Raw genomic sequence first — 24354 nt, 5'->3', positions numbered from 1 at the left:
GTGATCGCCCTCCAATCACGCGAGATCGCCCCCTAATCACGCGTGATCGCCGTTCAATCACGCGAGATCGCTATCCGATCGCGTCGGCGCAGCCCATCGCGACGTTCGGCGCGGCGTCGCCACGGGTGCGTTCGAGATGCGCCTCGCCCCAGACCCGGACTCCCTCGACCACCGGCAGAACCGTGGCGCCGTAAGGAGTGAGCCGGTAGATGACACGCGCCGGGACCGGCCCGGTGACCACGCGTTCGACGAGTCCGTCGGCTTCGAGTTCGCGGAGTTGCTCGGCCAGCACCTTGGGCGTGATGGGGGCGCCCCGGCGGCGGAGGCCGGCGAAATGGGACTCACCGTGGGCGAGCCAGTACAGCAGCGTCAGTTTCCATTTCCCGCCGATCGCGGCGAACGCCGCGGCCATCGGACAGCCCGGCAGCGGGTTGGGACGGGGAAGGTTACCCAGAAGTGCCTTCTTGTCCATGGTCGTCCTCCGCTCGGATAGTTCGGACCATGACCGTGCCATACAAACGAATCCTGACAGTGGGCCTTTCGGCCCTGATGCTGGTCGCGACGGCGGCGTCGGGCGACGCGTCGACCTCGGGCACCGATCCCCAGCGCGCGTTCGACTGGGAGATCGGCACCTGGCGCTCCACGGTGCGGGTGCTCGCCGAGCCGCTTTCGGAGTCCGCTGACCAGTGGCTCCAGTTCGCGGGCACCAGCACCGTCCGCCCGCTCATGGACCGGCGGGCGAACGCCCTCGAATTCGAGGTTTCGGGCCCGGACGGGCGTATCGACGCGCTCAACCTGCGGCTGTACGAACCGCAGGCGCAGCGGTGGAGCCTGACCTTCGTCAACATGCGTGACGGTCTGCTCACCCCATCGGTCTACGGCGGGTTCCATGACGGCGTCGGCGAGTTCCACGGCGACGACCAGCTCGGCGGCCGTCCGATCAAGGTGCGTTTCCTCGTCTTCCGGCAAGGCGCGGACGAGGCGCGATTCGAGCAGGCGTTCTCGGCCGACGGCGGGACGACCTGGGAAACGAACTGGGTCGCCGTGGACCGCCGGGTCCGATAGTGAGCCTTCGGTGCGGCGGGGCCGCACTCACGTGATCGAAGCCGGAACTCGCGTGATCCGCGGCGGAACACCCGAGTGCGGCCTCCAATCACGCGAGTCACGTGCCTGATCACGCGAATCACGCCTCCACGCACGCCGCGCCCTGTGTGCCCAGTCCGTGAAGGCCTCCTTGAGGGACCCAGAGTCCCTCAAGGAGGCCTTCACGGACTTCTGATCGGGTAGGTACATAGGGCACGGTGGCTCTAACCCGAGACGCCACTCACGACCCACGCGAGGCCGGACAGCTCACCCCCGACCCACACCGTCCAGCAAAGCGAGCTCCTCCTCGCTCAACCGCAGGCCGCCCGCCGCGACGTTCTCCGCCAGATGCCCGGGATCGCCGGTCCCGGGGATGGCGAGGACGTGCGCGCCGCGGTGCAGCGTCCAGGCGAGCCGGATCTGCGCCGAAGTCGCGTCGTGCGCCGCGGCGACCTTCGCGACCTCGGCCTCGCCACGAACAGCGCCGGGCGAAGCGGCGCCGGGAATCGAGGTCGTGACGGCGAAGAACGGCACGAACGCGACGCCGAGCTCGCCGCACAGGTCGAGCAGGGCGTCGTCCTCGCGGTCGGCCAGGCCGTAGCGGTTCTGCACGCAGACCACCGGAGCGATCGACAAAGCCTCGGTCAGCTGGTCCGCCACGACGTTGGAGACACCCAGATGGCGGATCAGGCCCGCCTCGCGCAGCTCCGCCAGCGCGCCGAAATGGTCGGCCACCGAGCCGGGTTCCTTGCCCATCGCGGCGCCCCAGCGCAGATTGACGACGTCGAGGTGGTCGAGGCCGAGTTGCCGGATGTTCTCCTCGACCTGGCCGCGCAGCCGATCCGGCCGGGCGAAGGAGAACTCGCCGTCACGGTCGCGGCCCGCGCCGACCTTCGTGGTGATCACGAGGTCTTCGGGATACGGCTGGAGCGCGGTCGCGATCAGCTCGTTCGCCGAACGCGTGGGCGTGAAGTAGAACGAAGCCGTGTCGATGTGGTTGACGCCGAGTTCGATCGCGCGGCGCAGGACGGTGATCGCGTCCTCGCGGCTCTTGGGTCGCTCGTCCCAGGGCATCCCGGTCAGCCGCATCGCGCCGAGCCCGAGGCGGTCGACGGTGAGGTCGCCGAGCCGCCAGGTGTCGTGAAGGTTCGTCATGTCCCTCAGCGTCGTGACGCCCCTGCCCGTAGTCAGAAAATGGCAACAAGCTGCCACGTGGTCGCGCGGCTGGGGCAGTATCGGTGTCATGCGGACGAGTGATGCGGTCACGGTCGTGCGCGGCGAGGAGGAGCTGTTCCGCCGCGTCGGGCACCTGTTCTCGACCGTGACCGACCTGGCGTGCGCCGCCAACGACCTCGCGACCTGGGTCGCCGCCCACGGAGCCGGCGAGCTCGCCGAGCGCCGGGCGGGCCAGGTCCGGATCCGCAAGATCTACCGCGCCGGGCTGCTGCTCGACGAGGGCGCCGCGCAGGAGCTCGCGAGGGTCCGCGACCGGCACGGAGCCCAGGTCCGGATCTCCACCGAGGACCTCAACGAGACGATCGTCCTGGACGGCAGGCTCGTCATCCTCGCCGGTGACCTCAGCGCCGGGCAGCGCGGCTACAGCGTCATCACCCAGCCCGAAACCGTGCAGGGCGTGATGTCGCTGTTCGAGGCGGCCTGGCGATCGGCGACCGAACTCGCCGTCTTCGACGCGCAGGTGTCCGAGATCCGGCGGCTCGCCCCCGCGGTGCTGGACCTGCTTGGCAGCGGCGTCAAGGACGAAGCCGCCGCCCGGACCCTCGGCCTCGGCGTGCGGACCTACCGGCGCCGGGTGGCCGAACTGATGGCCGCCCTCGGCGCCGAGTCCCGCTTCCAGGCCGGAGTCCGGGCGCGCGAACTCGGCTTGGTCTAGACGCCCGCCCAATCCGGCAGCGGTTCGCAGGTGTCCCGCCAGGACGGCGGCAGGCCGTCGGCACCGACACGGGTCGCGACGATGCCGCCGACGATGGCGCAGGTGGTGTCCACGTCGCCACCGGCGGCCGCCGTGGTCCAGAAGGCCTTCTCGTAGTCGTCGAGGTGGCGGGCCGCCACCCACAGGGTGAAGGGCACCGTGTCGTGGGCACCGGTGTGGCTGCCGTTGCCCAGTTCGTGGGCGGCGGTCGCGGCGGAGGGCTCGTCGGCCAGGCGGATGGCGGCTCGGACACCGTCGTGCACGCGGCCCGGCGGCACCCGCCGCAGCACCTGGTCGAGGAAATCCTTCGGTGACGGCGGGTCCGGGGTGGCGGCCAGCGAGGCGGCGACCGCGACCGCGATCGCGCCCGCCACCCCGTCCGGATGGGTGTGGGTCACCTCGGCCGAAAGCGCGGCCTGGCGCGCTGCCTCGTCGGGCTCGCCGCCGAACCAGGCGCCGAGCGGCGCGACGCGCATCGCCGCGCCGTTGCCCCAGGAGCCCTGCCCGTCGAACAGATCCGCGACGAGTTCACGCCACGAGCCGCCCTGGCGGACGAGACGCAGCAAGCGGTTCATGGACGGGCCGTAGCCGCGGTCGAAGTCGTGGTGCGTCGCGAAGCTCGCGGCGAGCAGGTCTTGGTCGATGTGGCCGGCCCGGTCGAGGACGGCGAAAACGGAACACGCCATCTCGGCGTCGTCGGTCCATTGCCACGGGCCGGGCGGCGGCTGCCGCCGTGCCCAGTGGTCGCGATTGGCGGGGACGAAGAACTGGGAACCCAGCGCGTCGCCGAGGGTCAAGCCGTACAGGGAGGTCAAGGCGCGAGTGCGCCGATCGATGGTCATCGTGGCCCATTCTGGCAAACCCCCGACCGGGTGAGCTTCGGCTCCTCCCGGCCGGTGCCGGGAGGGTAGGATCTCCCCTCCGAGGACGCCGTGGAAATCTTCCGGGAACCAACGCGCGGCCGGATGCGTCGGTGTACACGAACGGCGTCATCGCGTTTACGGAAACGGTGCACACGCGTGGGTGGGAACTCATAGGGTGCGCGATAGAGCACTACGGGTCAGGCAAGCACGGGCTGGAGGATCTTCATGACTCGCCGATTCGATCCAGAGCAGATCGCCGCGCTGGCCAAGAAGGTCGGCGGGCTCAAAGAGGGTTACACCGGCACGGGCAAGGACCTGGGCGACGGTGATCCCGGAGCGGCGTTCGGCGACCTGAAGAACGCGGCCAGCACGGGGACCACGATGAAGGGTTTCCACCGCGGTGTGAACGCCGAACTGGCGGCCGCCGCGAAGCTCGTCGACGCCGCGTCGAACGCGCTGGCCAACGCCGCGCAGCGGATGCGCAACGACGAGGCCGCGGGTGTCGACACCCTCCGCGGCCACGCTCGCGAGCGGGACTGATCGGACTGAAGACGGGAACCAGGGGGATTTACCGATGACCACCGCGGAGCGGAATCCGAGCACGCTCGACGACCCGTCGCACGACCGCCCGAAGTCGCTGGACGCCATCGACAAGCACGCCCAGCAGACGCAGAAGCTCAACTCGGGCGCGGTCAATGACCAGGCCAGGAAGGTCGGCGGAGCCGCCACCCGGGCCAACGACCTCGGCGACGACCTCAAGGTCTTCCGTGACGACGTCCTGCGCCACTGGGAGGGCAAGGACGCCGACGCCGTCGCCGACCATCTCGAAAAGCTCGGCAAGGCCAGCTACAAGGTGAGTGACAAGGCCGAGGCGGCCAAGAACATCCTCCAGCGGGTCTCCGAGATCATGGACGAGGTCAAGAAGAAGGTCGCACAACTCGCCCAGGAAGCCAACGACAAGGACGCGGACAACCGCAAGCTGATCGACTCGGCCCGCCGCCGGAAGAACAGCTCCGAAGACGACAACGAGATCGCCGCGGCCGCGTCGGACATCGAGCGGCTCCGGCAGCTCAACGAAAAAGACTCGAACGGCAAGAAGGACGAGATCGAGAAGGCGCTGGACGACGCCGAGAAGCAGATCGACGATCTCCTCAAGCCGCTCGGCCTGGAGATCGAAGGCGGTTTCCTCGAGCTGATCCCCGCCGACGACGGCCAGACCACGGCGTCGAGCGTCCACGCCAAGCCGGTCAACCAGCAGCTGAGCGGCACACCCAGCTACGGCGGTGGAGACGGCGGCGGTGGCGGAGGCGGCGGTGGTGGCGGCGGAGGAGGCGGAGGCGTGCCGGGCGACGGCAGGCCCGCCAAGCCGATCGACGCCCGAGGCGACAACCCGGCGAAGATCGCGGAGAAGTTCCTCGGCCGCAACGCCGGCGACCTCAAGGGCAGCGGTGAGCTTCCCGCCATGCAGTCGTGGGTGCCCAACAACGTCAACTGCGCGAACTTCGTCTCCGGCTGTCTCGAGGCGGCGGGCCTGATCGACAAGGGGCAGGCCAGTGCCTCGGTCGCGGGTCTGACGGCCAACCTCGAAGCGGACGGCTGGCGGTCGGTGCCGCTCTCCGAGGCGAAGCCCGGCGACGTGGTGATCTCGAACAACGGCGGGCACGTCGTGCTGTACGCGGGCGATGGCCAGTTCATCGGCTCGAACAACGTCAACCCCGACGGTTCGCAGAAGATCAGCATGGGCGGCGGTGGCGGCCTCGTGAAGATCCTCACCCCGCCGACCTGATCCGACAGAACGCCGTAGCAGCACCGGGCAGGCGGACGCGATCGCTCGCGTCGCCGCCCGCCAGTGGGAGGTAGCTTGATGTACACCCCGTCCGCACGACCGTTTCCGGTGGCGCTGAATCCCGGCGACCCGGTCCGGGAAGCGGTGCTCCAGGCCGCCACCGCCCGGCTCGACGAGGAGTTCGGCGATCAGGTCCGGGTGGCCGTGGAACAGCTCGACCGGCTCGGTCCCTGGGTCTTCCTGCAGGGCACGATGCGTCCCGCCGAAGCAGGCCGTCCGTACTACGCCGGCACCATCTACGAGAACCGCCGGGCCGACGGCGTCATGTCCGACGTCTACGTCGCCCTGCTCAAGAAGAAGAGCGAAACGGGCGTCGACGACGACCCGCGGTCCTGGCGGGTGGCCAACTGCGCCATCGGCCCGACCGACGTCGCGTGGCTGACCTGGCCGGACGACTACGAAATCCCGCAGGAGCTGTTCGGGTTCTGACCACTCACGAGGCCTGTGTCCATTCCGGCAGGGTGCGGGCGACCTCGTCGGGCGAGGGCATCCGGGCGATCTCCTCGGCGATCGCTCGGGCGGCCTCGCGATGGGCGTTCCGCCCCAGCAGGGTCCGTGTGTGCGCGGCGACGGCTTCCACGCTCACCTCGCCGGGCTGAAGGCTCATCGCGGCCCCCGCGGTGCACAGCGCTTCGGCGTTGGCGAAGTGGTCGGCTCCCTGGGGGAGGACCAGCTGCGGGACACCGGCGGCGAGCGCGCCGAGCGTCGTGCCGCTTCCGCCGTGGTGCACCACCGCGTCGACGTGCGGCATCAAATCCGTTTGCGATAACCAGGCCCGCACCGTGACGTTGTCCGGGACGGCGCAGAGTTCCTCCGGGCGGATCCGTCCCGAGGCGACGACCACATGCGCGCCGAGCGTGGCCAGCCCCCGGATGGCCGTGGTGAGCACTTCCGGCGTGCCGAACGCGGTGCCGAGCGTCAGGTAGATCAACGGTCGCGCGGTCGTTTCGAGCCGCGCCGCCGGTTCGGAGAACGGAACGGGACGCAGTTCGACGCGTTCGGCCGTCGCGAGGAAGTCCTTGTCCTGCAAGGAAGGCGGGCAGATGTCGAGATGCGGCCGGTCGGGTCGCGTCGGCGGCTGAAGCCCGATCCCGTCGGGGAACATGCGGCCGAAACCGTGCCAGAGTCCCGGTATCCCGGCGCGTTCCGCGGCGACGGCCACCCCTGGTTGTCCCCATTCGTGCACGACGAGGTCGGGCCGTAGCCGCGCCAGCTCCGGTTCGAGATCCTCGGCGTAGATCTCGTAGAACGCGTCCGCCGGCCGAAACGGGCGGAGGCCGTTCCTGAGCAGTGGCGGATGGACGTGCTCGCCGGCGGCGAAGAACACCTCGTGCCCGGCGTCCCTGGCGGCGATCGCGAGCGGGATCAGGGGATAGGTGTGACCGACCGACGCAAGGCTGGCGAAGAGGACGCGCATGGTCGAGATGTTAGCATCAGATGTTGTGAACATTTGAAAGCAGGCGACCGGGTGGCCCGGCCGCCTGCTGGTGGGTTCCCTGGTCAGGGGCGGTAGATCTCCTTGACCGTGGCGATCTGGTCGGCGCCGTTCACGCTCGATGGTGACCGACTCGCCGGGGCACAGGGTGGCCGCGCTGATCTACTCGACAGGCGCCTTCCCCGAGCCCGCGGGCCTGGTCTCCAGCTGCAGGGAGCTGTTCGGCACGCCGCAGACCACCTCGGTCCCGGATTCCGTCAGGCGGGCGCAGGTCCACCTGCCCTGGACGTCGAGCACCCGCTCGCCGGGGCCTTCGGCCTGCGGCAGTTTCTCGTAGTACTCGGTGATCACGTTGTACGCCTCGGTGCAGCCCGGAGTGGTGCCGTCCGTGGCGGCCACCGCGATCAGGTCCATCTTCGGCCGCCCGGGGGCGCCGACCTGGCCGCCGTGCTTGCTGCAGTTGACGTCCCCGTTCGACGACTCTCCGGCAGCCGCCCCTTGGCCACCGCCCGGCTGAGCCTGTTCGACGGCCGCGTTCTTCACCGGAGAACCATTTCCCGCGACATTGTTCCCGGTGCACGCGGAAAGAAGTGCGGTGGCGGCGAGTGCGCCGCCCACAATGGCGGTCTTGACGGTCTTCTTCGCGGTGAATTTCATTTCAGCGCCCCTCTCGCGTCCATTGTCGAAGCTTTGTCTCCGAAGACGCCGGAAGCGGAATGGGGTTGCGTCGAAATGGGGTCGCGGCGCAGGGCTGCCCGAAGGTCCGGACCGTCGTGTCCGCACGGGCACGACCGCGGCCGGCCACGCAACCCTTCCCGGCGCGCCGGCCGGGAAGGGTCGCGGAGCGGGTTACGGGATGACGCGGTTGCGCAGGTTGTTCGGGTACGGGCCTTCGCCGTGGATGTTCAACTCGTTGGCCACTTCGAAGCTGTAGTACGGGTGCGAGCTGAAGTAGCTGTCCAGATTGGTGCCGCCGAAGCAGATCAGATCCGCGCCGCCCGCCGCGTTGGGGCCGTTGCAGAGGCTCAAGGTCGGGTAGCGGAACGAATCGACCGGCCGGAAACCGGCGCCGCCGGGACCGGGAACGGGCAGATGCCCGATCAGCCCGCCGGGATCACCCGGCCAGTTCGACTCGACGGGCTGCCGCCGCCCGTCGGCGAACAGCACGCCCTGGATGTTCCGTCCGGGCGGCTCGGTCTCCAGCACCGTGCCCGCGACGAGCGCGCCGAGGCTGAACCCGACGATGTACACCTTCGTTTCGAGGTCGCAGCCATAGGTGACATAGAGGTTGTAGAGCGCGGTCCGGAGATTGGCGACACCGGCGTCGACGTCGGCGTACAGATTGACGTCCCCCGCGCTGTTCGGATACGGAATGCGCACCGGGTCGGCGCCGCCCGGCGCGAGTCCCCGGTCGAGAAGCTTTTGCGCGCCGCCGTCCTGATATCCCGGGACGACGAACATGACGGGCCCGCACGGACCGTCCGGGCGGGCGGGTGCCGCCTGAGCCGCTCCCGTGCCGGCGATCGCGCCGGCCAGGGTGACGACGGACAGGACGGCGGTCGCGAGCAAACGCGCTCCGGTTCTTTTCATCGGTTTCTCCCCACTGTCGTATTGCCGCGCCGAACGTTAATGAGCGCGGATGAAATACCGATGAAATGCGGAGCTGTACCCACTTTCGGGTGAAGTTGTCGTCTTGGTCTCAAGTTCTGTGCCGTCCGGTGACGGGGAGAGGTGGCTTTTCCGCTATGACGAAAAGCGTGGGATTTCGATGCCGGCACTGGCCGCACGGCGTGGACACCGAGAGTGCGAAGAGTTTCTACGCGGGGACGTTGCCGAATCTCGGCTACGCCGACACACACAACGCGAACGAACAGACCGGCTCGGCGCGCGTCACCATCACGAAATCGGACGGCTGACGGGGGAGCACCCGCGGCGCGACGGGTGTCCTGCCGGATCCGCGGGCTCAGGCCCTGGTGTTGACGCTGACCGGTCGCGAACCGGTCGGCGGGGTCCAGCCTTGCAGGGTGGAGCGGATGCTCACGCGGTTGGCGCAGTTGATCACCTGGTAGTGCAGGTGGTAGTCGGTGGCCGCCCCGGTCTTGCCCGACCAGCCGATGATCCGGCCCTGCGGGACCCAGGTGCCCGCGTTGTAGATGGCCCGGTTCAAGTGGATGTATTGCGTGCAGGTGCCGTTGGAGTGCCGGATGATCACCTCGATGCCGTTCGACGAGTACGGCGACCAGCCCGAGACGAGGATCTGGCCGCCTTGTGCGGCGGACACCTCGTAGTTGGCCGGGAGTGCGATGTCCCAGGCGTACTCGTTGTAGGGGCCGGTGTGGGAGAAGGTGCCTTCCGGTCCCTGCGAGATGGTGTAGGCCTCACCCGCCGGGTACGGCATTTCGTAGTAGTAGTCCACGGCCGAAGCCGTGGCCGAGCCGGTGATCGTGAGGCCTGCCGCCGTCAGTACGGCGGCCGCCATCGTGATCAGCTTGCGCGGTAACGCTTTTCCGCTCATGGTGTCCCTCGCTTTCGTGCGTACGACGCCCTGCCATCGGCCGGGCGTCCCTGACTAAACAGGCAGGCCACGGCTCGGACAATGGTTTGTTCAGGGCTTGCGCTAAGGCGAGGAACGGGTTATCCGGTCAGCGACGGCCCGCGGCCAGGATGACGAGGAACTGGCCGCCGCCCGGCTCGACGGCGGCGGTCACCGGCAATCCCGGCACCAGCCGGGAGAAGCGGTCCACCAGCCAGTCGGCGGCTTCTTGCGCGTCCTGTTTCGTCGGGCACCGGGCCACCATTTCGCGGCCTTCCTTGCGCTCCAGCCGCCCGGCGACGGTGATCAGCGGCGCGGGCTCGACCACGTGCAGCCGATCCGGCCAGGCGATGACCACCTTGACCGCGCCCTTGCGGGTGTTGCAGCCGCGGTGCGCGAGCCGCTCGGCGATCTTGGCCTTCCGGTCCGCGGTCCGGCTGTCGACGCTCGGGCCCCGCGGGTCGTTCACCGACATGTCCGGGTCGACCGGTTCGTCGCACACCCAGCATCGCCAGCCGTCGCGTTCGGCCACGTCGTCGAGGAGACTCACCCGGCCAACCTAGCCTGAACGTCCGTGAAGGCCTCCTTAAGGGACCCAGAGTCCCTCAAGGAGGCCTTCACGGACCGCCTACTTCGTGCAGTGGATCCCGGCTTCACCCCGGTACATCACGAAGCTGATCTTCACCGAGTACAGGTGGATGATCACGCACTGGTCCTGCGTGTACCCGTAGGCGGAAGCGTGGTCGTAGGCCTGCTGCAACGCCGTCCGCTTGGCCGAGGCCGACGTCTTCTCCACCGTGGTCCCGAGGAACGCCCGGGTCTCCTCGGCGCTCGCCGTCGACGGCGCGAGTGTCATGAGTCCCGCGAGGACCACGGCGGCCCCCGTGGCGCGGGCGATCGTTCTGTTCATGTTTTCCCCTCCTGGTTTCAGCGCTGGCAGTAGAGCCAGACGCGCGCGCTGTAGTAGTCGAAGTGCGACCGGATGTCGGAGCCTCGGACGTAACACTGCGAGTCCTGCCAGCCCGTGTTGCGCGCGTACAAGCGCGCGACCTTTTCCGCCGACGCGACGGCGGCCGACGGTCCCGGGCCGATGCCGGTGGCGTAGAAGTCCCCGGTCTCCACGGCGAGCGCGGGCTGCGCCGACATGGTCACCGCGGCCACCGCCAGAGCGGCCGCGGTCAGCATCTTCTTCATGGGAGATCCCCCTTCTGGTTGTCAGCCAGGATCGACCGACTCCCCTTGGTCATTCATCTCAGCTAACGTGGAAACCGTAGAGCGGCGGCCTCCGGGCTGTCAACCCACGTGAACGAAGCGCCACAACTCATTCATTTCAGCTAACGGAGGTGAAGATGACCGAACCACGGGCGACCACGCTCACCGACCGGATCGACCGCCTCTTTCAGGTGGTCCGGCGGCCCAACGGCGAGCAGCACAGCCACGAGGAGGTGGCGCGGGCCTGCCGGGAGAGCACCGGCGAGTCGTTTTCCGCCGCCTACCTGTGGCAACTGCGGACCGGCCGCCGGGACAACCCGACCAAACGGCACCTCGAAGCGCTCGCGGCGTTCTTCCAGGTCCCGCCCGCGTACTTCTTCGACGACGAACAGGGGAGGGCTCTTGCCGAGGAGGTCGAATTGCTGGGAGCGTTGCGCAACAGCGCGGTGCGCGACCTGGCGTTGCGTGCGGTGACGCTGTCCGAGGAGGGGCTCGGCACCGTGACCGACATCGTCGAGGCGATCAAGCGGCGCGAGTCCAAGCGTGACCAGGGGGAGTAGCCATGCTGGGCAGGAAGAGTGCGCTCTGGCGCAGATGCGAGCGCATCGCCGGCGGTGTGCGGCTGCCGGAGCCGTTCGACGTCACCACGTTGTTCGGCGAGGTCGCGGCGATGCGGGGGCGGCCCATCGAACTGGTGCCGCTCGAGGCGCGGCCGGGGGCGCCGTGCGGGGTGCTCGCGGCCACCGATCGGGCGGACTACGTGTTCTACACGCGGGACACGTCCCCGTTGCACCAGCGGCACATCCTGCTGCACGAACTCGGTCACCTGCTCTGCGGGCACGTCGAAGGCGAGGTGCGGCCGGAGGCGATCGCGGAGATCGTCGCGCCCAGCCTGTCGGTGGACCTGGTCCGCCGCGTCCTCGGCCGCACCACCTACGCGCGGGAACAGGAGAAGGAAGCCGAACTCGTCGCTTCGCTGCTCATGCGCCGCGCCGCGCGCACCGGGCCGGAGAACGATCGGCTGCGCCACGCCCTCGGTTCATGATCAGCTATCTGTCCGCCGCGCTGCTGGCGCTGATCGGCCTCACCCGGCTGATGACGGTCCGCACCGGGCCGAGGTATCTGGCCACGTTCTTCCTCAGTATGGCGGTGGCCCTCGCCGTCTCGGCCGAGGGCACGGTCCGGCTGCTCGGCGACGAACTGCTCCCGCGGCTGGTCACCAACGCGCTGCAACTGCTCGCGATGCGCGCGCTGCTGCAACTGGTCCGCAGCACCCGGTCGCCGAAGAAGCCGACGCCGTTCTGGCCGATCGTGGTCTGCTGGACCCTGATGGTGGTGTGCTACCTGGACTTCGCGCCGCATCGGTCCGAGGCCGGCACATCTGAGTTTCAATGGCGCTTCAGCATCGTGGCGTATCAGGTGATCCTCACGACGTACGCGGTCACGTGCCTGGTGCTGTTCATCCGCACGCTCGTCCGCAGCGCCGCGGGCCGTCCACGAGGCGCGTTCCGGACCGGGCTGCGGATCCTGATCTGCGCCGCGGTGGTCACCATCGGCTGGGCGCTGTTCTCCGGGCTTCCCTCGCTGTGGCTGGAGATCACCGATCTCGCGGACCTCGACTTCCTGCCCCGCGCCCGCCTGGTCGGGCTCTGCGCGATGGTGTTGTGGGTCCTCGGCGGGCTGTGCACCACCTGGGACGGCGCGCTCCGGCTGGCGCGCGCGTGGCGAAGGATCCGGGCGGTGACACCGTTGTGGAAGGAACTGGTCGCCGCCCACCCGCAGATCGCGCTGCCCGTGCGGCACGATCTCGAATTCACCTTGTACCGCAGGGTGATCGAGATCCGTGACGGCCTGCTCGCCTTGCGGGCACACGTCCCGCCGCAGCTCGGGGACTGGCTGCGCACCCCGGTGGACGATCCCACGCGCGCCGCCGCCGAACTCGCGGCGGCGCTGGTGATGCGGGAGGCCGGCCGGAGCTGGCCGAACCATCCGGCGGGGCCGCATCCCAGCGCACGGGACGAAAGTGCCTGGCTGAGCGCCGTTTCGTCCGCGTTCACGCGGTCCGGGGTCGTGCGGGAGGTACGCGAGCGCGCGCTGGCGGAGGTCAAGGCCTCTTGAGTTCCAGCGTGGCGTTGTGCAGCGACGAGTACAGCGGGTCGGAAGTGAAGTCCGGCCCGGTTTCTTCGCCGAGGTAGACGTCGATGTGCCGGTCTCCGCCGAGCCCCGGGGTGAACTCGTCCATGATCCGCCAGGAGGCGGACCGCAGCCGGTCGCAGACACCTCGGTCGATCGCCGTGCCGTCCTCCGCGGTGCCGCAGCCGGTGATCCGCAGTTCGCGGCCCGCGGCGAGGACGGCCGGATCCGCGGCGGCGGAGACGAAGGGTTCCAGCGGACGGCCGTGGCTGTCGCGGGGCGCGTCGTCCAGCCAGAAACCGGTGTCGTGCGACCAGTTCAGGTACCGGCCGGCGTGACGGCCGCTGACGATCCGGCCGGTGCCTTCGTCCTCGACGGCCTGCACGAAGTCTTCGGGATAGCTGCCCAGCGGGTCTTCGCCGCGTTCGCAGTCGAGCACCAGGCAGCCGCTGACCGGCACCGGGGCGTCGTGGTGATGCGACTCGACGGCGGTGTAGTACACGGTCACGTACCACCCGGCGGACGACTCCTTCCCGGCACCGTCGCGGTCGATGGTGGAGGCCGCGGCGAGGGCCAGCCCGGCGGCCGCCAGGACGAGAACGATCCTGTTCCGTTTCCGGCGGCGCCGGTGCCGGCCTTCCATCACACCCGCTCCAGTCGTTGGGTCGGTTCGGTTTCGGCCAGCGGATGCGGGACCGGCCGGGTCGGCTCGGCGGCGGCCAGCGCCGCCGCGGGAATCGGCTGGGTGACGCTGGGGTCGACCGTCACCGGCGGCGCGGTGGGCCGCGGCAGCGGGAGCCGCACGGGGGCCGCCATCGGAACCGGCATCGGCGGCATCGGTGGCGTGGCTTGGCCGTCTTCGGCCAGCCGTTCGGTCTTCGCCCAGCCGTTGCGGCCGGACATCAGCCGGAACAGCGCGCGCCACGTCGCGATGATGCCCAGCGCCAGGAACCACGGATAGAGCAACCCGGCGAACAGGCACCGCAGGATGTTCTCGTCGCGGAGCCGGACCCAGTAGACCAAGCCCCAGAGCAGGCTCGGCAGCATGGCCAGCCCGACCAGCATCGCGGCCGACGTCGGCAGAGTGTCCACAGTGGCCACCAGCCCGCCGAGCGTGCTCCCGGTGACCAGCGCGATCGCGGACGCCGCGACCAGGCCGACCAGCAGCAGTGACATGGGCACGGTCAGCCACGGCGAGAGCAGGTAGATCAGGAAGTCGGTCAGGCCGAGGCCGCTGACGAACCGTGACGTGGTCAGCTTGCGCAGGTGCCGGAAACATTGCAGGTTGCCCTGCGCCCACCGGGTTCGCTGACGCAGCAACCGTTTCACGTCGGTCAGGCCCTGCTGGGTGACCCAAGCGGATTTCGTGTAGCGGACGCGGATCCCGGCAAGATGCAGGCGCAGACCGAGTTCCAGGTCTTCGACGAGACAGGCCGACCACGGTCCGGGATGGAACCGGGCGAGGACGGACAGCCGGGTGAACTGGCCGTTGCCGCCCAGACCGACGCTGCCGACCAGATCGCGCAAGGATTGCGCGGAGTCCGCGATGGCGCCGAATTCCAGATCCTGCAAGAGCGCCAACGTCTTGTGCCGGTTGTGGATGCGCACCCGGCACTGCACGGCGCCGACGTTCTTCTCCGCCATCAATTCGGCGATCTCGTCGAGCATCCCCTCACTGCACCGGCCGTCGCCGTCCACGATGCCGACGATCGTCTGCTCGACCGTGCCTTCCCGGCGAGCGATTTCGAGGATGTAGCGGTACGCCGTGTTGAGGCCTTCGCCCTTGCCTTGCCGGGCGATGGGCAGTTCGCGGCGTAGCACGTGCAGCCGCGGATCCCTGATACCGGCGAGGATATGCGGCGTCGCGTCGTCCGAGGCGTCGTCCACGACCACGACGCGGACCGGTGTGTACCTGGTCCCGGTGGCCAGGGCGTTGCGCACCGTGTTCGCGATGACGCGTTCCTCGTTCAGCGCCGGGATGACGATCCAGAACGGCACGGGATCCGGCGTCCGGCGCACACTGCGCGGCCGTTGCGGGGACCGCCAGGCGAACACCGCGAGGACGAGGTTCTGCAACGGCCACCAGATCAGCACGCCGACCATGATGGTGGCGATGACGGACAGGCTGGTTTCCATTTCGCTAATTCCCCCTTTCCGGCGCGGGTGCGATGCGCACGAGAATCGAACGAATCGCGAAAAGCAGCAGAATGAACGCGGCGAGTGACAAGAGCGGCCAGGCGCCCGCCCCCGCGGTGACCCCCAAGGTCGCGGTGGCGCCGACTGCCGGTCCGATTCGGATGACAGACATTTCTCCCCCAAAATGATCGTGCTCAAACCCTTGTGTGTAAAGGATTGTGCGTGATGCGTCGGGCCCCCCGGCCGATCCCGCATCCTCGACTACGACGTGAAGAGTCACCTCGCGGTTCCCTCGATCGGGTGAGGAAATTCGACGGGAACCGGACAGAACCACTCTGCGTCGCATCGGGCACAGCGCACCGCACAAATGATCATGAGAAGTGCGCGGAATCGCGAAAACATCATTCGAACCTTGGGGGAGTCATGGTTTGGAATCAACGCGAAAACGAAGCGACACGGCCGCGCGTGTGGCTCGTGATGGGTACCCGGCCGGAGGCGATCAAACTGGCGCCGGTCGCCGAAGCGATCGCCGAGGCCGGGCGGATGGAGCCCTGCCTGGTCGCCACCGGGCAGCATCCGACGATGGTCGATCAGGCGCTGGAGACGTTCGGCGTCCGCGCGGACGTCACGTTGCCGCTGCACCGCCGCGACGGTGGCCAGCCCGAACTGCTCGGCCAGATGCTGACCGGCCTGGACGCGCTGGCCGAACGTGAACCACCCGCGGCGGTGGTGGTCCAGGGCGACACCACGACCACACTGGCCGGCACGCTCGCCGCGTTCTGGCGGCGGGTTCCGGTGGTGCACCTGGAAGCGGGCCTGCGTTCGTTCGATCTGGCCGCGCCCTTCCCGGAAGAGCTGAACCGGCGGCTGGTCACCCAGGCCGCCTCCTTGCATCTTCCGCCGACCTCGGCCGCGGCGGACAACCTGCTTCGCGAGCAGGTCCCCGCCGAGCAGATCTTGGTCACCGGCAACACATCCGTGGACGCGATCCGCGCGATCGCCGACCGCGGCGCGGTGGACTTCCAGGACGAGCGGGTCGCCGCGGCGGTGGAAGCCGCCGCCCGCGGTGAACGGCTGGTGCTGGTCACCGCGCACCGCCGCGAGTCCTGGGGCGAACCCCTGCGCCAGGTGCTGCGCGCGGTCACCGAACTGGTCGCCCGCCATTCCGACGTGTCCGTGGTGCTGCCCGCGCATCCGAACCCGGCCGTACGCGAGCTGGTCGACGAGGAATTGGGCGGCCTGCCTCGCGTGGTGGTCACCGAGCCGCTGAGGTACGAGGAACTGGCCGGTGTGCTCGCGGCCGCCACGCTGGTGCTGTCCGACTCCGGCGGGATCCAGGAGGAGGCGCCCACGTTCGGGGTTCCGGTGCTGGTGTTGCGCGAGGTCACCGAACGGATGGAAGCGGTCCACGCGGGTTGTGCGCGGCTGGTCGGCACCGATCGCGAGCTGATCGTGCGGGCGGCGTCGGAACTGCTCACCGACCCGCGGGCGAGGGCGGCGATGATGGACGAGGGCAATCCCTTCGGCGACGGAAGGGCCGCGTCGCGCACCGAGCGCGCGCTGGCCAGGCTGCTAGGGCTGAGCGCCGAGCCGGTGGACGAGTTCGCCGCGGTGTCCGGGGGTGTGCTGGTATGACCCGGAAGCGCAAGGTGGACAGGCGACGGCGTACCCCGGCCGGGCTGCGGTTCGCGGTGCTGGCGGTCGTCGTCGCGACCGGTTTGGTGCTGCTGGTCGTGTACACGCGCCCGGCGAGCGCGATCCTCGCTTCGCCCGCGGCGGCACCGGTTTCGCTCGGCGACCGGCTGGCGATGAGCAGCGAAGTCGGCAGTCCCGGCCCCGGCGGGAACCGCGCCCACCGGACGCTGGTGGTCTACGACGCCGGTGAACGGGACGCGCCGAATCCGCCCGCCGACGCGGACGAAGCCGGTATGGCCGAAGCGTTCGCGATGCAGACCGCGAACCTGGTCTCGCGGGCGGGCGGCTGGACGATGCGTGCCGCGGCGGACTACCGGCCGGGCGAGATCGGCGGATACCAGGCGCTGGTCTACGTCGGTTCGATCAGTGACGCCGTGCTGCCCGCCGCACTGCTCGCGGACGTGGTGACCGCGAAGGTGCCGGTGGTCTGGCTGGGGGAGAACGTCGACCGCCTGGTGGCGCACGACCCGGGTGTCACCGCGCGCTGGGGCTGGACACCGGCGGGGCGGACGCCGACTTCGCCCACCGAGGTCCGCTACAAGAACGTGTCGCTCGAACGCAATCCCGAGATCGGCTCGGTTCCTTTGGTGCGGCGGGAAAACCCGGCGGTCAACGAGGTGCTCGCGGACAGCGTCACGGCCGGCGAGCACACGCCGTGGGCGGTGCGCTCGGGGAACTTCACCTACGTCGCGGAGGCGCCGTTCTCCTACGTCAACGAGGGTGACCGGTACCTCGCCGCCGCCGACATCCTGCTCGGCACGCTCGCGCCGAAGACCGCGGAACGGCACCGCGCGCTCGTGCGGATCGAGGACATCGGCCCGCGCACCGACGCGGGCCAGATCCGCCGGATCGCCGATCTCCTTGGCGGGCAAGGGATCCCGTTCTCCCTCGCGGTCTACCCGTATTACGCGGATCCGCACGGTGTGGCCAACGGCGGCAGGCCGACGTTCGCGCGGCTCGTGGACAGCCCGGCCTTGGTGGACGCGCTGCACCACGCGATCCGGCGCGGCGCGACGTTGATCATGCACGGCTACAGCCATCAGTTCGAGGAACTGGCGAACCCCTACGGCGGGGCGAGCGCGGCGGACTACGAGTTCTACACGGCGATCGTCGACAAGAACAACCACGTCGTGGAGACCGGCCCGGTCCCCGGCGATTCCGCGGAATGGTTCCGCGGGCGGATCGCCACCGGGCTCGGCGAGTTCCGCCGGGTCGGGCTGCCCGAGCCGGAAGTGTTCGAGTTCCCGCATTACGGTGGTTCCGCGGTGGACTACAAGGAGGTCAGCTCGCACTTCGCGGCGCGCTACGACCAGGGCAGCTATTTCGCGGGATACTGCCCACGTGGTGCCTGCGGCTCGACCTCGACGGTGTCCTATCAGAACAAGTACGGTCAGTATTTTCCCTACCCAGTAAGGGATGTCTATGGCGCCGTGGTGATCCCCGAGAATCTGGACCACGTCGCTCCGGAGCCGTTCAACCAGCATCCGGCCCGGCTGCCCGCCGACCTGCTCGCTGACGGTGCGAAGTCCAAGGTGGTCCGCGACAACGTGGCCAGCTTCTTCTTCCACCCGTTCCTGCCACTGGAGCACCTGAACACGGTGGTGCTCGGGCTGCGGGCGCAAGGATACGAGTTCACCACGGCGAGCGAGGTCGCTCGCGGCTGATCACTCCTGTCGTGTCCGCAGGCTGCCGCGGACACGACAGGATCCACGTTCCTCGCGGGGGGCTTGTGAGGTCGGGTCTTGCCGGTGGCGATGTGTGCGTTGCCGAAAATCGGCAATGCCTCTGTCGCTCGTGGGGCCTGGAATTGTCGGTAGTGGGTCGTATGTTCGTGGGGTGGATACTCATTCCGCGCCTGTGGCGCTCTTGGAAGGCCTCACTGATCCCGAGGTGCTGGCCGCGGTGAACGATGCCGCGATTGTGTTGGACGACAGGGATTCCGTCGCGTTGGCGCAGGCGGCGTCGGCGGGGATTGCGCGTTTGGAGGCGGTGCGGTTTCGGGCGTTGGCGCAGTTGAACCGGCATCGTGAGGGTGCGCGGAGTGTGGCGCAGGAGGTCGCGCTTGAGTTGTCCCTTGTGGACAATCATGCGGGTGCGCTGGTCGCCGCCGCGGACGCGCTGACCACCCGGTTGCCTCGCACGCTGAGCCTGATGGATGAGGGGAAACTCGCTGGGTTCAGTGCGATGAAGGTCGCGACGGCCACTGCCTGGCTGTCCGATGAGGACGCTCGTGCGGTGGACGCCTTGTTGGAGGATCGGATCGGGGACAAGAATCCGGATCAGGTCCGGAAGGCGGCCAACCATGCGGCGAACACGATCGATCCCGAGGGCGCCGGTAAACGGGCTGAGCGGCATCGGGAGGGTCGTCGTCTCACGTTGCGGCACGGTGAGACCGGAGTCGCATCCATCGAGGTCGAGGATGGGCCGGTCGAGAAGGTCGCTGCCGCCTACCAGCGGATCGACCGCGAAGCGCGGGCTCTCAGAACCGGTGGTGAAACCCGTACTCTCGACCAGTTACGGGCGGATGTCGCCCTCGATCTTTTGCTCGGCGGCCAAGGCGGCACGAGTGAACGCAGCGAAGTGTTTCTCTATATGGATTTGTTCACCTATCTCGGCCTGAACGAGGATCCGGCGGAACTGGCCGGGCACGGCACGATCCCCGCCGCGCTGGCCAGGGAGATCGCCGAGGGTGGGAATAGTGTGTTGCGGCGGATCGTCACTGATCCGCTGTCTGGGCAGGTTCTGGATCTGGGTCGGGACCGGTATCGGCCGACGGTGGGTTTGGCGGAGTTTGTGCGGGTGCGGGATCGTGAGTGTCGAAGACCCGGCTGTCACCGACCCGCTCAAGCCTGCGACATTGACCATTCGGTGCCGTGGCAACACGGCGGCCACACCTCCGATATCGACCTCATCGACCTCTGCCGCCGTGATCACCGGTTGAAAGACGAACCCGGTTGGACCTACCATCTCGCCTCCGATGGCACTCTGACGATCACCACACCCACCGGTCAGCGCTACGACAGCACACCACCGCCGCTTCATGAACCCCGTCCGGCAGTCGACGAGCCGCCACCGTTCTGAGCCGTCGCCGGAAAACGGCAACGGGGGCTTCGGCGTTCCGGCCTGTCGCCGGAATACGGCGGCAGGCGAGTTGTGCGTGACGGAGGCTGGGCCTAGTCGGAGCCGAGAAGTCCTGCTGTTCCGGCCTTCCGAACCCCGCCCGGCAGCCAACGAGCCGCCACTGTTCCGACCTGTCGCCGGAAAACGGCAACGGGCGGCCTTTGCCCAAGGGCCGACCCGTCACCGGAAAGCGGCGAGCTCCAGAACGGCACCTGCCGCCGCTCAAGCACCGGTGACGTAGATCCGGGCGATACTCCCGTCAGCCCAGGTCAAGCCAAGCCGATTCCCGGCGAAGTCGTAGACGACCGTGGCTTCGCCGTTGGCGCGGTTCACCCAGCTGTCGTGCGGAACGGCTCCATGCGCCCGCACGTAAGCATCGACGGACCCACGATGCCCGCCGAGGTCGAGCCCGGAGATCAGCCGGTCCGCGTCCGGGCAGACCCCGACATCGACACTGACCCTCGTCACCAGCCCGTCGAGCGCCTCGATGTAGACGCCGTCGGCGCTCGGCTCGTCGGGGACCAGTTCACTCCGCCGGACGGTCGAGCCGGGGAAGAGCCGCCGCAGTTCCGCGTAGGCCGGGGAGTCTTCGGGCGCGCCCAGTGCGGCGCACATCGTGACGATGACGCCGGTCAGTGGCGGAAGCGGATCGGTCTTCAGCGGTGCCGGACGCGGATCGCGCCCGCCGAACCCGGCCACCCGGTCCCAGATCCAGTCGGCCATCGACTCGGCGACCGGCTCGTCGGGAACTCCGGGACGGCGTTTGACCAGCGCCCCGAACGCGACGGCGACCAGGTACGCGCCGTCGTCGTCGGTCATCACTTGTTCCCAGAGCTCGTTCTCCGGCCACTCCGGATGGCCCGCCTGGTCGGCGTCGATCGCGGCGTCCATGGCGATGATCTCCGCGGCCGACATCAGGCGGAACGGCTCGTCCAAGCCCCACAGCGCACCGGAGCCGGGCCGCTGGCCGTCGTGCCAGCTCACCATGTCCTCCGCGACCATGGAGCCGACCTTGTCGCCCTCGGCCAGGTCGCCGACCGAGATTCCCGGCCGCAGCGCGGCACGCAGGTCGGCGGGCAGCACGGCGTCCAAGGCCGCCAGCGCAGAAGCCAGGTCGATACCGAGTTTCTGGTCGCGGAGCTGCCGCCACGCCAGCTCGATCGTCCCGGTGCCGCGGATGTCGTCCAGTGAAATGTCCTGGGCCTGGGCCTTGTCGACGATCCGCAGCATCTCCCGGGCGGACCCGACCAGGCTCTGCGCCAGGTCATCGGTCGGATCCTCGCGCAGCAGCCGCAGGCCGAGCTGTTCGGCGTCGTCGAACCGGTACTGCACCAGGTAGGACCAGCCGAGCATCATCGCGATCCAGGAGTCCGCCGCGTCGACCCGGATGGCCTCCTCGGCCGCGGCGATGAACCGCTCGGGTGGGGCGAGGCTCTCCATCAGGTACTCCGCACGCCTCCCCAGCGCCTTGGGGAGCGCGCCCGGCGCCGTCCGCGCGCACAGTGCGACCGCCTCGTCGAGCCGGCGCCACCCGTCCTCGTGCTCACCGGCGAGTGCCTGGGCGGAGCCCAGCTTCATCCAGTCGTCCCAGTCCTCCTGGGTCTCGGCGAGCACGGTGTGCGCCCACCGCAGCGCCTCGGCGTGGTCGTGCTCGGCGAACGCCAGACGCCGCAGCGAACGAGCCGCCCAGATGAACTGGCTGTCGCGGCGGGCGGTGATCCCGACGTACAGACGCCGGGCCTCGTCCGGGTCACCGCAGGACTCACGGTGATAGGCGAGCACCATCGACGCACTGCTTCGCTCCGGCTGGGCCGCGAGCACCTGCAGCGCCAGTTCGGGGATCTTGGGATGCGTCGGCTGGGCTTCGAGGAGTTCCCAGGCCAGGTCCAGGGTCCGTTCCACGGAATCGGTGTCGCTCATCGCATGCCTCGCTTGACCCGGTACGCCCGGAGCTGGTCGAAGGTGCCGTCGTCGACGCCGAACTCCAGCACCGGCGCCACCTGGTCGAACCAGGATGTCGTGGACGGGGTGATGCCGCGGACGGCGGCCAGCAGCGCGCCGGTCGTGACCGGTACCAGTTCGCCCTTGCTCATCGATTCGACCATCGCCTGCTGCAGCACGGTGGTCGTCAGGTGGCTGAGATCGGCACCGGAGAACCCTTCGGTCGCCGCCGCGACGGCCACGACGTCGACATCGTCGGCGGGTTTGCCGTCCAGCGCGCCCTGGACGATCGCCGCCCTGGCGACGGCGTCCGGTGGCAGCACCAGCACCGTCTTGTCGATCCGGCCCGGGCGGCGCAGCGCGGAGTCGATGTCCCACGGCCGGTTCGTCGCGGCGAGGAAGTAGACCCCGTCGTTCGCGCCCGCCACGCCGTCGAGCTCCTCCAGGAGCTGGGTGACGAGCATCCGCATCGCCTGCGAACCGCCGCCACCGGAGGTGCGCCGTCCGCCGAGCGCGTCGAACTCGTCGAAGAAGATCACGCACGGTGCCGCCGCGCGGGCGTGGCGGAACACGCTCTGGATCGCTTTCTCGCTCTCACCGATCCATTTGCTGAGCAGGTCCGCGAGGGTCACGTGGATGAAGGACGCGCCGAGATCGCCGGCGATCGCCCTGGCGATGAACGTCTTGCCGCAGCCGGGCGGGCCGTACATCAGCAGTGATCCGCCCGGTTTCTGGCCGAACGCCGCCGCCAATTCGGGATTGCGCAGCGGAGTCAGGAACGCGGTGTTCAGATGCTGCTTGACCTCGGCGAGCCCCACGACGTCGGCCAGCGTCACCGCCGGACGCTCGGTGTCCCACAGCGACTCCGAAGCGGTGGCGCTCACGGCGTGACGGTCCTCATCGGACGGGGCCGCCACGGCCTCGGCGGGCGGTGGGGCCGAGGTCCGCAACCGTGCCGCCATCAGCCGGGCGCGCAGCAGGCGGATCCGCGCCTGATCGCCGCCGTGGGCCTCGAACGCCGTCAGTTCGGTGGCGGCGCGGTCCGGGTCCTTCTCCAGCAGCAGCGTGATGAAGTCCTCACGCAGCGCCAGATTACCGGGGTCGGCCTCCACTTCGCGGGCGATCACCTCGATGAAGCCGTCATCGCTCACCGCGCACCTCCTTCCGCGAATGGTCCAATGTCAGCTCAGAGACAATCATCCCGGCGATCGTGGCGGACAGGCGGTCCGGCGAAGATCCCTGTCAGGGGTGAATCGGGGACGGTCCCTGATGTGCGCCGGCCTCGCGCGATGGACCGTGATGGGGTGACAGCAAGGACAACGGAGTTACCCCAGTCTCTTGATCGTGGAATGTTCTTCGGTGGCAACGTGCCGATGGAAGGCGTGCTGAACGCGCTGGCCATGGAACCGTTCATCACCGGGGCGAAGCCGCATGCACGGGCCGCCGAAATCACCGAGGTCTCACCGGACGCGACACTGCTGCCTCCTGGCGTCACCGCGGATCTGACGTACGAACTGGACGGTCGGCACTCGCATCTCGCCTACGGTCCCGAGTGGACACTCGTCGCGATGCGCCGCCGTGCCGGTGCCGCGACCGTGTGCGTATGCGCCACTTCCGGCGACCTGGCGGAGGAGGTGCTCGCGGCCGCGGTCGGGACCGCGCGGACGGGGGTGCCCGGGGAATCGGCCGTACCGGTCGGTTTCTGGCACGTGCAGGGGTGCGGTGGCGCCGGCGTGCGCGCGCCCAGGACGATGGACTTGCCGCCGTGGCAGGCGATCCGCGGCAACTACCCGCGCTCGGCGGTGACCGCGCTCGACACGCTCATGGCGGCGCGTCCGGAGGACATCACCGGCAGGCTGATCCTTCTCCACGGCCCCGCGGGCACCGGCAAGACGACCGCCGTGCGCGCGCTCGCGCACGAATGGCGGGACTGGTGCCAGGTCGACAACGTCCTCGACCCCGAGGTCCTGTTCGCCGATCCGGGCTACCTGACCTCGGTGGTGCTCGGCGAGGAGCGAGCGGACAAGCGGAAATGGCGTCTGCTGATCCTCGAAGACTGCGACGAACTCGTCGGCGCGGACGCGAAACGCGACTCCGGGCAGGCATTGTCCCGTCTGCTCAACCTGACCGACGGGCTGCTCGGCCAGGGCCTGGACATCCTGGTGTGCCTGACCACGAACGAGAACGTCGCGCGGCTGCATCCGGCGGTGGTCCGGCCAGGCCGCTGCCTCGCGGAGATCGAGGTCTGCCCGCTGCCGCGAGACGAGGCGGCCACGTGGCTGGGCACGGAGAACGGCGCGGACATCGGCTCCGAGGGCGCCACACTGGCCGAGCTGTATCGCCTGCGAGCCGCGGTCTAGCCGAGGGGTGGGTGGGATTCGGTCGTTCGGCCGGATCCCCGGGCGGCGGACTGTTAAGGTCCGCGCC

Annotated in this window: 27 protein-coding genes; 13 read left to right on the top strand and 14 right to left on the bottom strand. The window is 69.2% G+C overall.

Annotated elements, in window-relative coordinates; translation table 11 throughout:
- Positions 1-70: 70 nt before the first annotated feature.
- A complete protein-coding gene (locus AMK34_RS31950; protein ID WP_241832908.1) occupies positions 71-472 on the bottom strand; it encodes a winged helix-turn-helix transcriptional regulator in 402 nt (133 codons plus the stop codon).
- Positions 473-501: 29 nt separating this feature from the next.
- Here AMK34_RS31950 and AMK34_RS31945 point away from each other — a divergent pair, with 29 nt between their 5' ends.
- Positions 502-1065, top strand: coding sequence for a hypothetical protein (locus tag AMK34_RS31945; protein WP_073847828.1), 564 nt, complete (start codon positions 502-504; stop codon positions 1063-1065).
- Positions 1066-1350: 285 nt separating this feature from the next.
- Here the strand turns inward: AMK34_RS31945 and AMK34_RS31940 are convergent, their stop codons facing one another.
- Positions 1351-2238 (bottom strand): oxidoreductase, encoded by an 888-nt coding sequence (locus AMK34_RS31940; protein ID WP_073847827.1) that lies wholly within the window; start codon positions 2236-2238, stop codon positions 1351-1353.
- A gap of 88 nt (positions 2239-2326) precedes the next feature.
- On the opposite strand from AMK34_RS31940, the gene AMK34_RS31935 reads away from it, so the two are divergent.
- The gene (locus tag AMK34_RS31935; RefSeq protein WP_038518191.1) at positions 2327-2974 is read left to right on the top strand and encodes a response regulator transcription factor; all 648 of its coding nucleotides are present in this window, start codon (positions 2327-2329) and stop codon (positions 2972-2974) included.
- On the opposite strand, the gene AMK34_RS31930 is transcribed toward AMK34_RS31935, so the two are convergent.
- Positions 2971-3855 carry an ADP-ribosylglycohydrolase family protein gene (locus tag AMK34_RS31930; protein WP_073848010.1) on the bottom strand — a complete coding sequence of 295 codons (885 nt, stop codon included), beginning with the start codon at positions 3853-3855 and terminating at the stop codon, positions 2971-2973. The two genes, AMK34_RS31935 and AMK34_RS31930, sit on opposite strands and share 4 nt — an antisense overlap.
- A 246-nt stretch (positions 3856-4101) precedes the next feature.
- On the opposite strand from AMK34_RS31930, the gene AMK34_RS31925 reads away from it, so the two are divergent.
- The 3 genes from AMK34_RS31925 (at position 4102) to AMK34_RS31915 (ending at position 6151) form a co-directional block, all read left to right on the top strand.
- Positions 4102-4416: a hypothetical protein gene (locus tag AMK34_RS31925; RefSeq protein WP_038518188.1), complete on the top strand. Its 315-nt coding sequence runs from the start codon at positions 4102-4104 to the stop codon at positions 4414-4416.
- 34 nt (positions 4417-4450) lie between these two features.
- Positions 4451-5662, top strand: coding sequence for a peptidoglycan-binding protein (locus AMK34_RS31920; protein WP_073847826.1), 1212 nt, complete (start codon positions 4451-4453; stop codon positions 5660-5662).
- Positions 5663-5740: 78 nt separating this feature from the next.
- Complete coding sequence (locus AMK34_RS31915; RefSeq protein WP_037346455.1) at positions 5741-6151, top strand: hypothetical protein; 411 nt, start codon at positions 5741-5743, stop codon at positions 6149-6151.
- 4 nt (positions 6152-6155) lie between these two features.
- Here the strand turns inward: AMK34_RS31915 and AMK34_RS31910 are convergent, their stop codons facing one another.
- From AMK34_RS31910 to AMK34_RS31900, 3 genes are all read right to left on the bottom strand, one after another.
- A complete protein-coding gene (locus AMK34_RS31910) occupies positions 6156-7139 on the bottom strand; it encodes a glycosyltransferase (protein ID WP_073847825.1) in 984 nt (327 codons plus the stop codon).
- A gap of 180 nt (positions 7140-7319) precedes the next feature.
- Positions 7320-7814, bottom strand: coding sequence for a hypothetical protein (locus tag AMK34_RS31905; RefSeq protein WP_241832907.1), 495 nt, complete (start codon positions 7812-7814; stop codon positions 7320-7322).
- 192 nt (positions 7815-8006) lie between these two features.
- Positions 8007-8747, bottom strand: coding sequence for a hypothetical protein (locus AMK34_RS31900; protein ID WP_038518176.1), 741 nt, complete (start codon positions 8745-8747; stop codon positions 8007-8009).
- Positions 8748-8947: 200 nt separating this feature from the next.
- Between AMK34_RS31900 and AMK34_RS43790 the strand changes: the two genes are divergently transcribed.
- Entirely contained in the window at positions 8948-9073 is a 126-nt protein-coding gene (locus AMK34_RS43790; RefSeq protein WP_274534456.1) for a hypothetical protein, read from the top strand.
- A gap of 47 nt (positions 9074-9120) precedes the next feature.
- Here the strand turns inward: AMK34_RS43790 and AMK34_RS31895 are convergent, their stop codons facing one another.
- The 4 genes from AMK34_RS31895 to AMK34_RS31880 form a co-directional block, all read right to left on the bottom strand.
- Positions 9121-9672, bottom strand: coding sequence for a M23 family metallopeptidase (locus AMK34_RS31895; RefSeq protein ID WP_073847824.1), 552 nt, complete (start codon positions 9670-9672; stop codon positions 9121-9123).
- 127 nt (positions 9673-9799) lie between these two features.
- Positions 9800-10240 carry a hypothetical protein gene (locus AMK34_RS31890; RefSeq protein ID WP_073847823.1) on the bottom strand — a complete coding sequence of 147 codons (441 nt, stop codon included), beginning with the start codon at positions 10238-10240 and terminating at the stop codon, positions 9800-9802.
- 78 nt (positions 10241-10318) lie between these two features.
- Positions 10319-10600 carry a hypothetical protein gene (locus tag AMK34_RS31885; protein ID WP_037346464.1) on the bottom strand — a complete coding sequence of 94 codons (282 nt, stop codon included), beginning with the start codon at positions 10598-10600 and terminating at the stop codon, positions 10319-10321.
- A gap of 17 nt (positions 10601-10617) precedes the next feature.
- Positions 10618-10884 (bottom strand): hypothetical protein, encoded by a 267-nt coding sequence (locus AMK34_RS31880; RefSeq protein ID WP_073847822.1) that lies wholly within the window; start codon positions 10882-10884, stop codon positions 10618-10620.
- A gap of 155 nt (positions 10885-11039) precedes the next feature.
- Between AMK34_RS31880 and AMK34_RS31875 the strand changes: the two genes are divergently transcribed.
- From AMK34_RS31875 to AMK34_RS31865, 3 genes are read left to right on the top strand one after another with little or no spacing between them, the layout of a single operon-like run.
- Complete coding sequence (locus AMK34_RS31875) at positions 11040-11462, top strand: helix-turn-helix domain-containing protein (RefSeq protein ID WP_038524247.1); 423 nt, start codon at positions 11040-11042, stop codon at positions 11460-11462.
- A gap of 2 nt (positions 11463-11464) precedes the next feature.
- Entirely contained in the window at positions 11465-11947 is a 483-nt protein-coding gene (locus AMK34_RS31870; protein ID WP_073847821.1) for an ImmA/IrrE family metallo-endopeptidase, read from the top strand.
- Positions 11944-13020, top strand: coding sequence for an MAB_1171c family putative transporter (locus tag AMK34_RS31865; protein WP_073847820.1), 1077 nt, complete (start codon positions 11944-11946; stop codon positions 13018-13020). The genes AMK34_RS31870 and AMK34_RS31865 overlap by 4 nt, the downstream gene beginning before the upstream one ends.
- On the opposite strand, the gene AMK34_RS31860 is transcribed toward AMK34_RS31865, so the two are convergent.
- Together AMK34_RS31860 and AMK34_RS31855 are read right to left on the bottom strand one after the other, a co-directional pair.
- On the bottom strand, positions 13007-13678 hold the full coding sequence (locus AMK34_RS31860; protein ID WP_073847819.1) for a hypothetical protein: 672 nt from the start codon (positions 13676-13678) through the stop codon (positions 13007-13009). The genes AMK34_RS31865 and AMK34_RS31860 overlap by 14 nt on opposite strands.
- Positions 13678-15171, bottom strand: a complete 1494-nt coding sequence (locus AMK34_RS31855) for a glycosyltransferase family 2 protein (RefSeq protein WP_073847818.1) — start codon at positions 15169-15171, stop codon at positions 13678-13680. Before AMK34_RS31855 ends, AMK34_RS31860 begins: the two co-directional genes overlap by 1 nt.
- 423 nt (positions 15172-15594) lie before the next feature.
- On the opposite strand from AMK34_RS31855, the gene wecB reads away from it, so the two are divergent.
- From wecB to AMK34_RS31840, 3 genes are all read left to right on the top strand, one after another.
- Complete coding sequence (gene wecB, locus AMK34_RS31850; RefSeq protein WP_073847817.1) at positions 15595-16806, top strand: non-hydrolyzing UDP-N-acetylglucosamine 2-epimerase; 1212 nt, start codon at positions 15595-15597, stop codon at positions 16804-16806.
- Positions 16803-18530, top strand: a complete 1728-nt coding sequence (locus AMK34_RS31845) for a DUF2334 domain-containing protein (protein WP_073847816.1) — start codon at positions 16803-16805, stop codon at positions 18528-18530. Before wecB ends, AMK34_RS31845 begins: the two co-directional genes overlap by 4 nt.
- Before the next feature lie 193 nt (positions 18531-18723).
- Complete coding sequence (locus AMK34_RS31840; protein ID WP_073847815.1) at positions 18724-19947, top strand: HNH endonuclease signature motif containing protein; 1224 nt, start codon at positions 18724-18726, stop codon at positions 19945-19947.
- Positions 19948-20208: 261 nt separating this feature from the next.
- On the opposite strand, the gene AMK34_RS31835 is transcribed toward AMK34_RS31840, so the two are convergent.
- A complete protein-coding gene (locus AMK34_RS31835; RefSeq protein WP_073847814.1) occupies positions 20209-21906 on the bottom strand; it encodes a tetratricopeptide repeat protein in 1698 nt (565 codons plus the stop codon).
- Positions 21903-23078 (bottom strand): ATP-binding protein, encoded by a 1176-nt coding sequence (locus AMK34_RS31830; protein ID WP_038518151.1) that lies wholly within the window; start codon positions 23076-23078, stop codon positions 21903-21905. Before AMK34_RS31830 ends, AMK34_RS31835 begins: the two co-directional genes overlap by 4 nt.
- 198 nt (positions 23079-23276) lie before the next feature.
- Between AMK34_RS31830 and AMK34_RS31825 the strand changes: the two genes are divergently transcribed.
- Positions 23277-24287 carry a DUF5925 domain-containing protein gene (locus tag AMK34_RS31825; protein ID WP_073847813.1) on the top strand — a complete coding sequence of 337 codons (1011 nt, stop codon included), beginning with the start codon at positions 23277-23279 and terminating at the stop codon, positions 24285-24287.
- The last annotated feature ends 67 nt before the right edge of the window (positions 24288-24354 follow it).

It is taken from the genome of Amycolatopsis sp. CB00013 (genome assembly GCF_001905755.1).
GTDB classification, from domain to species: Bacteria; Actinomycetota; Actinomycetes; order Mycobacteriales; family Pseudonocardiaceae; genus Amycolatopsis; species Amycolatopsis japonica.
Note: the sequence above shows the minus strand (reverse complement) of the source record. Positions and strands in the feature narration are given on the sequence as shown.